This is a genomic window from Mucilaginibacter lutimaris, from assembly GCF_042676625.1.
GTDB lineage: Bacteria > Bacteroidota > Bacteroidia > Sphingobacteriales > Sphingobacteriaceae > Mucilaginibacter > Mucilaginibacter lutimaris.
The window spans coordinates 1,412,900-1,426,950 of record NZ_JBHTIA010000003.1; the positions used below are offsets into that span (position 1 = coordinate 1,412,900).

Here is a 14,051-nt window from a genome sequence, read left to right on the forward strand (position 1 = left end):
TGGCCCAAGAGAAACAAATGAGAGTCTCAGTTTTTATTCCTACATATAATGCCGGCGATAGCTGGGCTAAATTATTACATGCACTGCAACAGCAAAGCCTTCGCCCCAATGTATTCGCCGTAATCGACTCCGGGTCATCTGATGCTACAGTGCAGCTTGCAAAGGACTACGGGGCGCAGGTGCTTAACATAGCGCAAAAAGAGTTTACCCATGGCCTTTCCAGGCATCGCCTTACAGAAAGCTTCCCGGATAATGACATATTTATTTTCATGACCCAGGATGCCATACCTGCCAATAACCAAAGCCTGGCAAACTTAGTTAAAGCTTTTAATGATAACTCGGTAGGAGTAGCTTATGGCCGTCAACTGCCTCGCCTCGAAGCAGGCCCCATTGAACGGCAAGAGCGCCTTTTTAATTACCCGGAAGTATCATCTGTCAGGTCAGAAGCGGATATCCCTAAACTGGGTTTTAAAACCATATTTTGTTCAAACTCTTTTGCTGCGTACCGAAAAATAGCTTACCTGGAGAGCGGCGGTTTCCCGCCTAAAGCACAATTTGGAGAGGATACTATTTTGACGGCAAAAATTATTAAAAGGGGTTGGAAGATAGCTTATGTCGCCGAAGCTACCGTTGTACATTCGCATGGCTATAACCTGGCAGAGGAAGCTGCCCGCTACCGCGAGATAGGAAAGTTTCACAAACGAAACCTGTGGCTGTTTGATAATTTTGGTAAACCGGGAAAAGAGGGCTTTAAATTATTGTTTTCGCAATTGTGGTTTGTATTTAAAAATAACCCCTTTAGTTTGCCTTTGGTACCTGTAAGAATAGCTAACAAATGGCTGGCATATAAAAAAGGTTTCTCTGATAAACCTTAATTACTTTCCTTTTCCCTGCACCATCACCCTTACAGTACCGTATATAATAGATAGGTCGGCTTTAAAGTCTACGTTTTTAAGATAATGCAGGTCGTATTGCAGGCGCTCACACATTTTATCAATGCTATCTGCATATCCGTAATGTACCTGTCCTAATGAAGTTATACCGGGCTTAAGTTTTAGCAATGTAGCGTAAGTTGGGTCTCTTTGAATGATCTGGTCTATAAAATAACGTCTTTCGGGTCTTGGGCCTACAACAGACATCTCTCCTTTAAAAACATTCCAAAACTGGGGCAATTCATCAAGCCGGGTTTTGCGTATAAAGTACCCCCACTTGGTAATGCGCGGGTCATTATTAATAGTGAGTTGCGGCCCTGCTGTTTCAGAATTGGTGATCATACTCCTGAATTTGATGATCTTAAATGTACGCCCGCCTAATCCTACACGCTCCTGGCGGTAAAATACAGGGCCTTTAGATGATAATTTTGTAATAAGTGCAACAATGGCAAAAACTGGTGCACCGGCAACCATTACCAGGGCCGAAAAAAGTATATCGAATGTGCGTTTCAGAAACATCTTCTCGGGGCTTAGGCAATGCTCTGATGTAATATTTAAGACGGGCAAATTGCCATATCGTTCCAGTGAAACAGCATGCACACTATTGAGTACTACATCTGTTACTACCTTAAATTCAATATCAAGGTTCTCTGCAATGGCTGATATCTGCTTCAATAAATAATCATCAGCCTTAACAACACACATGTAAATACGGTGTGGGCGCAACGAGGATATTTTTTGTGAGAGATCCCAAAACGGCATATCCAAAGCATTCTTTTGCGATATAAAGTCCATTAGCTGGTAATCGCGTGATATATCCCTTGTAAGGGTGTCTATAAAACGAATGGCAACATCTTCCTCTCCAATAACAATCATCCTATCCTTAACAGGAGCTTTGCTGCGTTTGTAAAGTACCCTTGTATATACAAGAAAGCGCAAAAATGCTACGCTTATAAAAAACATGGAGTAGCCGAGGGTAAGCTCGGTTCTCGAAACAAGATTTATCTTAAAAAAATATATAATACTGCCTATGCAAAGCAGGTGATAGAAGATGGCTTTGGCCAGGTATATTAAATTATCGCTAAGTTTTGCTACAAGGCGTGGCCGCAGGCTTTGAGACTGTATAGAATTTACTACCCATGTAACATTTACTATGCACAAAAACAGGACAGTTATTTTACTATCTGTATATATTTCGTGAATAAGTGTATGTGATACAATAAGAGACGCGTTTAGCGCTACCAAATCAGCTATAAAAAGAAGCAAGTAAAGATATCGCGAGTATTTTAACGTCATAGGATAATTAATTACCTATAACGTTACAAAAACCATGCAGTTATTTTCTGTTTAAAGCCTTTGCGGTAAATAATTTTTATTTGAGTGAAAATTATTTATGTAAACTTATGATACCCAGAACAATTGCGGCTAATGAGGCAAGCGCACTTGTTACACCAACAAGCTCTGCAGTTGTTAAACCCTTTCTTTCGGGTTTTTTAGGTACCAGAATATCACTGCCTGCTTTAACCTGTGGGTAACTCTTAAAGAAAAGGAAATGGCGGGTTGATTTAACTGTACCATTAGGGTACACAACATACGTTTTCCCTTTATAAGCTCTTGGGCCAAAGCCACCCGCGTTATCAATATAGTCGCTAAGCGATTTGCCACGTTCAAAAACCACAGTACCCGGATATAACACCTCTCCATTCACCCTTACAGTACGCTGTTGTTGAGGCACTATAAGCACATCGCCATCTTCTACCGGGATGTCACTTACAGAACCGGGCTTAGCAATTATATCGGCAAGTTGTATTCCCACCCTGTTATTTACTAATTGTTCGGCACTTGTTTGTGTACTGTCTTTAGAAAGTATTTTTAAGCGGTTAAGCTGTTGCGCCCTTTGCAGGGCCAAAGAATCAGCCCCGTTGCCCTGTGTGCTGTTAAGCGCCATCATTTTTCTTTGCATGGTACCACCTTCGGCATCTGCAGATGCGGTAAGCCCGCCGGCGCGCTTAATTAGATCAGATATTTTTTCGTTTTTGTGCTGTATGGCATAAGTTCCCGGATAAAGCACTTCGCCCTGTACCTTAACAAGCCTCTGCTTTTCAAAACCGGGCAGCGGATAAACAGACACTACATCATAAGGCTGCAGCGAAAAATTTCCCGTTGATTGCAGATCGTTATTTACATTGACCGTGAAAATTTTTGCAATAGCCGAGTTTGCGGCTGTTGGGTCGCTGTCGGTTATTCTTCGGGCAACTTCAATGCGCATTCCTGATGCGCCCTGGCTAAACCCGCCTGCTTTAATAATAAGGTCTTCAACGGTCATTTTTTCGCCAAAGTTATATTCACCCGGCTGGCGTACTTCGCCTGTAATACGTACTTTATATGTATCGCGCAGGTCAAATATAGAAGGGACAACAACGCTGTCTTCCCGTAATAAAGTTATATCCGGGTCTTTACCGCTTTTTATGGCAGAAGGGTCGAATGAGATAATTTCTTTTGTATTGTCGGGTTTTAACCTGGTTATAATACCGCGATTCGGGAACGCGTCTTCTTTTAGGCCCGAAGCTTTAGAAATAAGCGATGATAAGTTCATCCCTTTTTCAAGCGCGTAAGTACCCGGTCGAAACACAGCGCCCGAAATTGTTACCCTGTTGATATAACGGTCTATTATGCGGTCCACAAAAAAACGGTCGCCCCTTAAAGGCTGATAGTTTTTGTAGTCTTGTTCGGGTATATCGCTTAATCTTCGTTGCTGTTCGCTAACCTGGTCAACCTTTATTTTCTCAGTATATGCCTCATTTGTAAAACCTCCTGCAAAACGAAGCAGGTGGGCAAGTGTTTCACCGGGCAGCATTTCAAACTTCGCGGGTGTTTTTACCTGCCCGCCAAGCTCAACCTGTATCTGGTAAGAGGGTACACGAATAATATCCTGGTCCTGTAAACTAATATTGCTTTCCTGGTCGCCTTTGGTCAGGAAATCATAAACATCCAGCCTGCGAAGCACATGGTTATTCCTTATGATCTCAATGTTACGGTAGCTGCCCAGTTCACCGGGCCCCCCTGCAGCATATAAAGCGTTAAATGCTGTAGCAAGAGAAGGAAGGGTATAAGTGCCCGGGCGTTTTAATTGCCCTGTCATGATAACTTTTATGCTACGGATATCGCCAAGGGTTACCGAGAGGTTTGAACCGTTACCTATTGCAAAACGATTGGCCTGCAGTTTGCTTTTAATAAGCGCGGTAGCTGTTGACATGGTTTTGCCGGCAACCGGCACCATTCCAATTCCAGGAATGTTAATGTTGCCTTCTGGTGACACCTGTAGTTTCCAGTTAACCACCGACCTGCCCGAAACATTGATGTTCAATTGATCGTTAGGGCCAACGGTATAGTTTACCGGCGTGGCTAAATTGAGGTTTGGTTCAAATGTAGAGGAGGTCTCAGAGAACAGGTCGCTGCCAAAAACGGGCAGTGTAAATATATTCTTTTGCTCATTTAGTTTCTTACCGATTTTGCTGCTATCGGCCCGGTAATTGAGCTTTCTTGCCGACGGCTGTAAAGCGGTGTCGGCGCTGTTAGTCTCCGGCGAAGTGTTCTTACTGTTTAATTTACGCTGTAAAATCTCTAACTGTTCGGCATTTGCGCCCCGAGCTTTTGCAGCGTCCATTATTTGCTTGTCGGTCATGCCGGAGGCCCTGGCCTTTGTTATTGCCTGCTGAAGTTGTTGTTCGTTGTCGATAGGTAAGTTCTGTGCGGACAAGATATTTGGAGACAAGAATATCAAACAAACAATAAATAGGAGAACGCTTGTTAATTTCATCAGGTAGAGGTATTTTTCTTATATTATTGCGATAAATTTAAATGGGACTTACCCATTATTAAAGGTAATCTCCGGGAATACCGGGCAAAATTTCGATATTATAAAGCTGGATGCGACCGATATTGTTTGTTCAAACGAATATCAGCGGTTTTTGTTGGTTCAGGATTGATTTTTTTTAGCTAATCATTAATCCCGTTAAAAATGTAAGCTAACAGCATTAACGCATTGTGCGCGTAAGGCCTGTTACAAAAGTATTTGCCACGTAAAGCAAGGTAAGGAGCTTTCATTATCTGCAAACTGCTTAAGCGTTATAAAAGACTGAATTTTTAAGTGGGGTTTATCAGAAGTTAATATATCTTTGAGGCTTAAAAATTTTACAAGAGCGATCAAATGGCAAAGGCATCTGAAATTAAAGTAGGAAATATATTACGTTTTAACGGTGAATTAGTAACCGTTACCGAAGTTTTACACCGCACACCGGGCAAAGGGGGCGCTTTTTATCTCGATAAATTCCGTAACATTAAAACCGGTAAAATTGTTGAGGCCCGTTTGGGTACCGATGAGCAGGTTGAGATTTGCCGCGTGGAAACCAACGATTTTCAATACCTGTACGAAGAGGGTGATAGCATGGTAATTATGGATAATGTAAGCTACGAGCAACATAATATCCCTAAGGCTTTATTTGGCCCTGCTGTTAAATTCCTTAAAGAGGGCATGAATGTTATTGTTTCGTTTGAAAGCGAAGAGCCTATTATGGCTCAAGCCCCAAACTTTGTTGAGTTAGAAATTACATACAGCGAGCCGGCTGTTAAAGGCGATACATCTTCTGGCGCGTTAAAAAATGCTACTACCGAAAATGGTGTTGAAGTTAAAGTACCCCTGTTTGTAAACCAGGGAGATAAAATTAAGGTAGATACCCGTACCGGCGAATATGTTGAGCGTGTAAAATAATTACTGTTTGATATTTCACAAAAAGCCCGGATGATCTCACCCGGGCTTCTTGTTTAATAGCAGCAATCATTATGCGAAGTACTGGCGGATTTTTTCTTCTTCAAGATCAAGCAGCTCCTGTTGATGCTTAATAAGGTCTTCGCTGATGTTTTCTTTCTTATTAAGTGTGCTAAGTAGAGCGCGCTGCTGTTTTATAAGATCAGACATTATTGCCTGGTATTCCTGGTAAAATGCTTCAGCCTTACTGTTGTTGCCTTCGGTTTCCCAGTCCTTAAGTAACTCCACATCTGACGTGAACCTCAAAACAGCCGATTTAAGCATGCTGTTGCTCTCAAGTTTTTCGGCATATTTATCATTCAGGATGGTTAACGATAGGTGCGAAAGTTTTTTGCGGATAAGCTGCCTTTGCTTTACCAGCGGTATATCTCCCTCGCGGTCGCCGATATTCACCCATTTTACTAAAAATGGTAAACTTAAGCCCTGTAGCACCAGCGTAACGATAATAACCGAAAAGGTGATAAATAAAATAAGGTTACGGTTGGGGAAACCTGCCCCCGAGGATAGCGTTAGCGGTATACTTAACGCAGCCGCTAATGATACCACGCCGCGCATGCCTGTCCACCCAAAAAGGAGAGGGGCTTTCCAGCCCGGGTAACGTTCGGCTACCTTAATGTACCTGCCAATAAACATCGTGAACAATGTAGCCCCAAATGCGCTGGCAAAACGTGTTACAATTAAAACGCCTATAATAATAAGGCTATAGTTTATTGCAGGTTTTAACCCCACAGGCCCCAGGCCTTTGATTATTATTGGAAACTCGAGGCCTATAAGTATAAAAACAAAGCCATTGAGTACAAAAGCTACGGCTTGCCAAACGTTTATACTTTGTAACCGGCTTTGGTTTGTTAAAAATTCCTGCCGCCTTACCGATAGGAAAAGCCCGCCGCTTACTACCGCTAATACACCCGAGTAATGAAACTCTTCGGCTATCATATACATGGCGTATGGGGTAATAAACGTAAGTACAATATCTATATTGGTTGTGGTAGGCATCCAGCGGTGTATGGCATAAAATACTATAGCAACAGCAAGGCCTATAACAATACCCATTATAATTACCAGTACAAAATCTACAGCGGCATGGCTAAACACAAAGCTGCCTGTTGCTACAGCCGCCAAAGCAAAGCGGAACACCACCAGGCTGGATGCATCGTTAAGAAGGCTTTCGCCCTCAATAATACTTACAAAGTTTTTGGGCACTTTAATGTTCTTTAAAATTGCCGTAGCCGATACTGCGTCCGGCGGCGAGATGATGCCTCCCAGTAAAAAACCCAGCGACCATGTAAAACCGGGGATAATTGCCTGCGATACCCAGGCAACTATGGTTGATGTAAGGATAACAATGGGGAATGCAAAGCTGGAGATGATCCTTCGCCACTTCCAAAAATCTTTCCATGACGTGTTCCAGGCTGCCTCGTACAACAATGGCGGCAGGAATATTACAAATATAACATCGGGGTTAATTTCTATACCCTGCAAAGCCGGTACAAACCCCAGGGGTAAACCTACCAGCAGCAGTAAAATTGGATAAGCTATTTTTAATTTTTCGGCTATCATTACCACCAGCAGTATAATAGCAAGCAGGCAGGTAAGCTGAATGATAAGGTAGTGCATAAAACGAAAATACAATAAAATCGCAAAAGTGTGGATGTGTATAGCTACCCACCGGATTTAGTATAGCTTAAAAAGTAAAATTATTAGTTGCAATAGCATACGCTGTGATATGTGCTCCGGCCATTTTTTAAAGGCTGTAAACTCCGGTATGTTTCGTCATATAAATTACTTATTTTGCAGTACCAATTATTTAAATTAGTGAATGAGAACCGGTGGCCTATATAAGTTAATACTCAATTATAGTATCATATTGCTTCTGGTGCTTTTGCAGGCAAACAGGGCAGTAGCCGGTAATAGAATTGATAGCCTGCAAAAGGTGCTAAACACCATCCTGGATAACAAGAAGCAATATGACCAGGCAAGGTTTGCGGCAATTGATAAGATCAAGCTTAAACTTAAGGCAAACTATTCGTCGCTAAATGCGAGGTACGGTTACTATCAGGAACTTTTTGATGCTTACAAATCGTTCGTGCACGATTCGGCATATGTGTATAGTAAGAAGCTTAACGAGTGTGCCTATCAGCTAAATGATCAAAATAAAATTAATTATGCCAAGGTTGATATGGGTTTTGTGCTGATATCTGCTGGGATGTTTAAAGAGGGGCTCGATACCTTAAGTAAGGTAAACACCCGCTATCTTACGGCTAAGCAAAAATTCCAATATCTTTTTTTACAAGCCCGCAGCCATTTTGATATTGGCGATTTTGATAAAATAGACGATTACTACAATCACTATAGCGCCATAGGCTTAAAATATTGTGATTCGATACTAAATGACCACAAGCCCGGCACTTACGAGTACTTATCCGCAGCCGGATTAAAAGCTTTGCGTAGCGCCGACTATAAAACGGCCTTATCGCCTTATTTGGCCATTATGAAGCTGCCGCAAACCTACCAGGATAGCGCGGTGAATTTAAGCTGCCTGAGCTACATTTATTTTGTAAATAAAAACAACGATTTGGGGATGCAGCACCTGTTGCAGGCGGCAATAATTGATAATATGCACTCCACTAAAGAATCGGTAGCGCTTACCAACTTGGCAACGCGCCTGTATGAGCAGGGCGATACCAAAAACGCCTTCCTGTACATACACAACGCTATTAATGATGCTACCTTTTACGGTGCCCGCCACCGCGAAGCACAAATAAGCAGCATTTTGCCCATCATCGAGAATGAGAAGATAAACGGGATAGAGAAGCAAAAGCGGTCGCTGATGATGTATGCTTCTATCATTACATTGCTTATTGTGGTGGTGATCATTTTCGCGGTGATAACATCGCGCCAGCTCAAAAAGCTTCGTATTGCCGATGAGATTATTGTTAAAAAGAATAATGATCTGAATACCGCCAATGCCTCGCTTACAAAGGTTAACACCACCCTCGATAAAGCCAACCGCTCCCTTACGCATACCAACATCAAGCTGGATGAAGCCAACATGATCAAGGATGAGTATATTGGTAATTTCTTTAATATTCACTCAGATTATATTGAGAAGATAGACAGGCTAAAACGCTCCATAGAAAAAATAGTAAAAGAGAAACGTTACGACGAGGTGCAACTGGTGCTCAACCGCTTAAACACCAATTTTGAGCGCGAGAACCTGTCGCACAGTTTTGATAAGGTGTTCTTAAACATCTTCCCCAATTTTGTGGAGGATTTTAACCTGCTATTTGATGCCGACCATCAAACCCACCTGGCCGAAGGGCATTTGCTTAATAACGAATTGCGCATCTTCGCGCTAATAAGGTTAGGGATTGACGAGAACGAAACTATCGCCAAGATCCTGAATTACTCCGTCAACACCATCTACACCTACAAAACCAAGGTGAAGAACCGCTCTTTTATCCCAAACGAATTGTTTGAGGAAAAAGTGATGGCTATTAAAGCTGTAAAAGAAGTGCCGGTTATTATTTAAAGATCTTTTGTCAGATCATATCCCTATTTTGTTGCGTTATAGTATCCTGTTTGTTTTGTTTTTGCACGCCATAGTGTACTAAAACTTCTTAATTTTTAATTACTCAGGTTCATAATTATCTATATATCCTTCTGCTAATTATTTATATAAATTTTTAATAATCAGTTACTTATATAAGTATGGTGTCTGTTTTTTTTAATATCAACTTCTGTACATATTGTACACACGCGTAAAGCTCTTTTACTTTGATACTGTTGCCGCCCTCATATCGGCAGCCCGATTATTAAACCAATTAAACCGTTTTAAATGAAACACATTTCCTTATTCAAGTACGGCTTGGCTGTGCTTCTTTTTCTTTGTGCTACGCTAACTTTTGCACAAACCGTCCCTTTTAAAGGTAAGGTGGTTGACGAGAACAACCAGCCGTTACCCGGAGCGGTTGTGCGCGTAAAGGGGACCGATGTAGCCACTGCTACTAATGCTAACGGTGCTTTTGAAGTTAGAAGCTCGCAGCAGGCCGTTGTAGTAACTGTAACCTTTGTTGGTTACGATGTTGCCGAAAAAACACTGCTTGCAAGCCAGCCGCTAACTATCCAAATGGTGAAAAATTCAAAATCATTATCAGAGGTAGTGGTTGTGGGTTATGGAACCAGCCGTAAATCTGACATTACGGGCGCGGTATCTAACGTAGCCGCTAAAGACCTTAATCCAGGCCCCATAACGAACCCGCTGCAACAGCTGGCAGGTAAAGCCGCCGGTGTAAATGTTTCGCAGGTGGGCAGCGAACCTGGCGTATCGCCAAGTGTGCGTATCCGTGGTATTACCTCATTGCAAGGCGGTAACGACCCTTTAGTGGTTGTTGATGGTGTACAGGGTAACCTTGACCTGTTAAACCAGGTGCCGCCAAGCGAGATAGCATCTGTAGACATTTTAAAAGATGCCTCGGCAACCGCTATCTACGGTTCGCGTGGCGCGCCGGGTGTTATTTTGGTAACAACCAAAAAAGGCCAGGCAGGCAAAACAAGCATTGAGTTTACCGAAAATACCTCGTTAGATGTGATTGCCCGCAAGCTAAAGATACTTGACGCTGCCGGCTGGACAGCACAAGCCCAGGCACAGGGCGTAGATGCATCTGCCAACCACGGTTCAAATACCGATTGGTATAATATCCTTACCCAAAATGGCGTAACACAAAACCATACGCTAGCCTTTGGGGGCGGCACAAACGATTTTAATTATCGTGCATCTGTAACCGCTATCGATCAAACCGGTATTGTTATCAATTCGGGTTATAAAAAATACATTGGGCGCATTATAGCAACCCAAAAAGCGCTTGACAACAAGTTAACGCTTACCATGAACCTGAACAGTGGTATCAACAAAACCACTTACAGCCCAACAGGTGTGGGTAACGTAGCGTTCAACTCAAACCTCATTAGCCAGGCATATGTTGCCCGCCCAACTGATCCTGTGTTAAACGCCGATGGGACTTTTTACCGCGACCCTAACGTGTTCCAGTACACCAACCCTTACGCGGTGGCAACTACTATCAAAAACGATAACAATATCAACAACCTGTTTGGTAGTTTAAAAGCTGATCTGGAGATCTACAAAGGCCTTTCAGCAGGTTGGTTTGGCAGTTGGAGAAAGATCGATGAAAACTCGGGCTATTATGCGCCGGTGTCGTCAACCATTCAATCGGCTATAGATTTTAAAGGCGTTGCCAACGTAAATAATCGCCATACCGACGAGAAGTTGATGGACATAAACCTGACCTACAAACGCGATTTTGGTGCGCACCACATCGACGCGACCGCAATTTACGAATGGCAGGCACAAACCTACAACGGTAACTTCGCGCAGGCGAAAGGTTTTATAAATGATATTGCTACTTACAATGCTTTGCAACTGGGCGATATTACCAAAGCTGTTGTTGGCGACATATCTTCATACAAAAACGACAGGCGTTTGATATCATTCCTTGGAAGGGTTAACTATTCATTCGCTAATAAATACCTGTTAACTGCAAGCTTCAGGCGCGATGGTTCAACTGTGTTTGGTGCCAATAACAAATGGGCAAATTTCCCGTCGGCATCGTTGGCCTGGAGAATTGACCAGGAAGGTTTTATGAAAGACCAGCAACTGTTCAGCTCTTTAAAGCTGCGTGGCGGTTACGGTGTAACGGGTAACCAACAAGGTATATCTCCGCAGAACTCTATTCCGCTGGTAGGCCAGGCAGGTTCAGTATATTTTGGCGGCGCCATTATTCCTAACTATGCGGCTACTCAAAATGCCAACCCTAATCTAAGGTGGGAAACTGTTAAACAAACCAACTTAGGTTTAGATTTCTCGATGTTGGATCAACGCCTTAACGGTTCATTTGATGCATACTCATCAAAAACAGATAACTTGTTATTTAACTACACGGTACCACTTGTCGGGCCGTTTTTAGTGCCATACATACTGGCAAACGTAGGTAGCCTGCAACGTCAGGGTTTAGAGGCAGCGTTGAGCTATACTGTGATCCGCAACAATAAAATGACGCTTACACTTGCTGCTAACGGCTCTATTATGAAAAACAAAGTGTTGAGCCTTGGCGGTAATATACAGGGGTACGATATACCAACCAATTTTATAGGCTGGGGGGCTAACGCGTACCTGATACAAGGCAAACCGATTGGTACCTACCTTATCATACAGCATGATGGCAAAGACGCCAACAACGCCGAAACGGTTGTTGATCAGAACGGCGATGGCGTAATTGACCAGGGCGCTCAAAGTAAAGACAGGGTAGAAGAAGGCCAGTCGCTGCCAAAATACACCTATGCCTTTACCCCAAGCTTTAGTTACAAGAACTTTGATGTATCAATGGTGTGGCGAGGCGCGGGTGGTAACAAAATTTACAACGCTATCAGGCAGAAATTTAGTTTGCTTGAAAACCTGGGTAAATCAAATGTGCTGCAAAGCGCTGTACCGCTGGGCATAGCCTCTACACAATACGGTTCTGACTTATGGTTAGAGAATGGGGCATACTTGCGTTTCGAGAACCTGTCGTTCGGTTACCGTGTAGATGTTAAAACCAAATACATCAGCGCGTTGCGTGTATCATTAACCGGGCAAAACCTGGCGCTTATTACAGGCTATAAAGGTTTGGATCCCGAACTGGATGCAAGTGGCGGTGCTTCTTCGGGTGTAGATAATGGTATCTACCCGCGCACCCGCACCTTCTCTGTAGGCTTAAATGTTGTTTTAAAATAACCAATCCTAAAAATGAAAAAGATATTAATGATTACCGCGGTTTTGGGCCTGGTTACCCAAAGTTGCACCAAGGTAAACGAAAACGTTTACGATAAATATAGTACCAACGAATTTTACGCGTCGCCTGCAGGTGCCGATGTTGCCCTTGCTAATGTTTACAGCAAGGTTACCGGTAGCTGGGGCAGTAACTATGCCGGCCGCGATAATTGCTGGTACGACCTAAACTCATACTCGAGTGATGAGCAGGTGATCCCTCACCGTAACACGGGAGACTGGCAGCTTGACTTCGCGCAGCTTTATACACGCACAGCCTTGCCAAGCCTGGGTATCATCAATAACACTTGGAATTGGATCTATTCATCGGTTTACAGCGCCAACCTTGCTGTTGCGCAACTTACCGCTGCCAAAGCCGATCCATCAAAAATTGCGGAGGCGAAGGTAATAAGGGCATGGTTATATTATTTGGCGATAGATGATTTTGGCGATGTGCCATTCTACACCGATAACAATACTGATGTATCAAAAATTCCGCAGGCTAAGCGTGCCGATGTTTTTAAATTCATAGAAACCGAGTTGAAAGAAAACGTTGACCAGCTTTCTGAAACCCGTGGCGGGCAGTACTATGGCCGTTTTAACAAATGGGCAGGCTACATGGTATTGGCTAAACTTTATCTTAATGCCGAAGTGTACACAGGCACACCACGCTGGGCAGATGCACTTGCAGCTGCCAATAAAGTAGCTACAGGTGGCTTTACCCTGCATAGCGGCGCGGCTAATACCGCAAGCCCGCTGGGTAACCAGTATTACGAATTGTTTGGCGATGTATGCCCTAATGATGAAACCATTATGGCTATTTTCCTTACGGAGAATATCATCAGCGGAAACATCCTGGGTATCCGTAGCTTAAATAGCGCTAATGGTACAGCATTAATTGGCTTTGCCGGCTGGAACGGTACGATTATCCCGTCGGAGTTTTACGACAAGTTTGCCGATAACGACATCCGTAAGAAACAATTTCTTGTTGGCCCGCAGGCCGGTAGTGTAACTTACACCAGGGATGTAACCTCATTAATGGACCCGGGAGCAGGCCCTAACGAAGGCATTAGGGACGTGAAGTTTTTCCCGGCTGCACCTGTTGATGCAAGCGGGGCCTCAAACGATTTCCCAATGTACCGCTATGCCGATGTTTTGCTGATGCAGGCAGAGTGTAACGTGCGCTTAGGTAACCCCGGCGCGGCTGCTCCGTTCTTAAATCAGGTACGCACACGCGCGGGTTTAGGCGCCATTGCCAGCCCAACGCTTGATAATATTTATGATGAGCGTGGCTTTGAGCTGAACATGGAAGGCCACCGCAGGCAGGACATGATCCGCTTTGGCAAGTTTACTTTGGCGCATGGTTTTGTACCTACAACTCCTGCCTATAAGCAGATCTTTCCGATACCAACAGGCGCGCTTGACGCAAACCCTACATTAAAACAAAACCCCGGTTATTAATCAATAA

At 43.4% G+C, this 14,051-nt stretch carries 8 protein-coding genes; 5 read left to right on the forward strand and 3 right to left on the reverse strand.

Annotated features, from left to right (window positions below; genetic code table 11):
* Positions 1 to 17: 17 nt before the first annotated feature.
* Entirely contained in the window at positions 18 to 875 is an 858-nt protein-coding gene (locus ACFQZI_RS07305; protein WP_377140452.1) for a glycosyltransferase, read from the forward strand.
* On the opposite strand, the gene ACFQZI_RS07310 is transcribed toward ACFQZI_RS07305, so the two are convergent.
* Together ACFQZI_RS07310 and ACFQZI_RS07315 are read right to left on the reverse strand one after the other, a co-directional pair.
* Positions 876 to 2,228 carry a sugar transferase gene (locus ACFQZI_RS07310; RefSeq protein ID WP_377140454.1) on the reverse strand — a complete coding sequence of 451 codons (1,353 nt, stop codon included), beginning with the start codon at positions 2,226 to 2,228 and terminating at the stop codon, positions 876 to 878. It lies immediately after the preceding gene.
* Positions 2,229 to 2,319: 91 nt separating this feature from the next.
* Positions 2,320 to 4,692 (reverse strand): SLBB domain-containing protein, encoded by a 2,373-nt coding sequence (locus ACFQZI_RS07315; RefSeq protein WP_377140458.1) that lies wholly within the window; start codon positions 4,690 to 4,692, stop codon positions 2,320 to 2,322.
* 450 nt (positions 4,693 to 5,142) lie between these two features.
* On the opposite strand from ACFQZI_RS07315, the gene efp reads away from it, so the two are divergent.
* Positions 5,143 to 5,703, forward strand: coding sequence for an elongation factor P (gene efp / locus ACFQZI_RS07320; RefSeq protein ID WP_377140461.1), 561 nt, complete (start codon positions 5,143 to 5,145; stop codon positions 5,701 to 5,703).
* A 69-nt stretch (positions 5,704 to 5,772) separates the two neighbouring features.
* Here efp and ACFQZI_RS07325 read toward each other — a convergent pair whose 3' ends face one another.
* On the reverse strand, positions 5,773 to 7,377 hold the full coding sequence (locus tag ACFQZI_RS07325) for a Na+/H+ antiporter (protein WP_377140463.1): 1,605 nt from the start codon (positions 7,375 to 7,377) through the stop codon (positions 5,773 to 5,775).
* A 202-nt stretch (positions 7,378 to 7,579) separates the two neighbouring features.
* Between ACFQZI_RS07325 and ACFQZI_RS07330 the strand changes: the two genes are divergently transcribed.
* The 3 genes from ACFQZI_RS07330 (at position 7,580) to ACFQZI_RS07340 (ending at position 14,044) form a co-directional block, all read left to right on the forward strand.
* Positions 7,580 to 9,292, forward strand: a complete 1,713-nt coding sequence (locus tag ACFQZI_RS07330) for a DUF6377 domain-containing protein (RefSeq protein ID WP_377140466.1) — start codon at positions 7,580 to 7,582, stop codon at positions 9,290 to 9,292.
* Between the two features lie 306 nt (positions 9,293 to 9,598).
* Entirely contained in the window at positions 9,599 to 12,550 is a 2,952-nt protein-coding gene (locus ACFQZI_RS07335) for a SusC/RagA family TonB-linked outer membrane protein (RefSeq protein WP_377140469.1), read from the forward strand.
* A 12-nt stretch (positions 12,551 to 12,562) separates the two neighbouring features.
* Positions 12,563 to 14,044 carry a RagB/SusD family nutrient uptake outer membrane protein gene (locus ACFQZI_RS07340; protein WP_377140471.1) on the forward strand — a complete coding sequence of 494 codons (1,482 nt, stop codon included), beginning with the start codon at positions 12,563 to 12,565 and terminating at the stop codon, positions 14,042 to 14,044.
* Positions 14,045 to 14,051 lie beyond the last annotated feature (7 nt).

Excerpts from the sequence above, each read along its gene's own strand:
- ACFQZI_RS07305 (WP_377140452.1), top strand. The coding sequence starts at position 18 with ATGAGAGTCTCAGTTTTTATTCCTACATATAATGCCGGCGATAGCTGG.
- ACFQZI_RS07310 (WP_377140454.1), bottom strand. The coding sequence starts at position 2,228 with ATGACGTTAAAATACTCGCGATATCTTTACTTGCTTCTTTTTATAGCT.
- efp (WP_377140461.1), top strand. The coding sequence starts at position 5,143 with ATGGCAAAGGCATCTGAAATTAAAGTAGGAAATATATTACGTTTTAAC.
- ACFQZI_RS07325 (WP_377140463.1), bottom strand. The coding sequence starts at position 7,377 with ATGCACTACCTTATCATTCAGCTTACCTGCCTGCTTGCTATTATACTG.
- ACFQZI_RS07330 (WP_377140466.1), top strand. The coding sequence starts at position 7,580 with ATGAGAACCGGTGGCCTATATAAGTTAATACTCAATTATAGTATCATA.
- ACFQZI_RS07335 (WP_377140469.1), top strand. The coding sequence starts at position 9,599 with ATGAAACACATTTCCTTATTCAAGTACGGCTTGGCTGTGCTTCTTTTT.
- ACFQZI_RS07340 (WP_377140471.1), top strand. The coding sequence starts at position 12,563 with ATGAAAAAGATATTAATGATTACCGCGGTTTTGGGCCTGGTTACCCAA.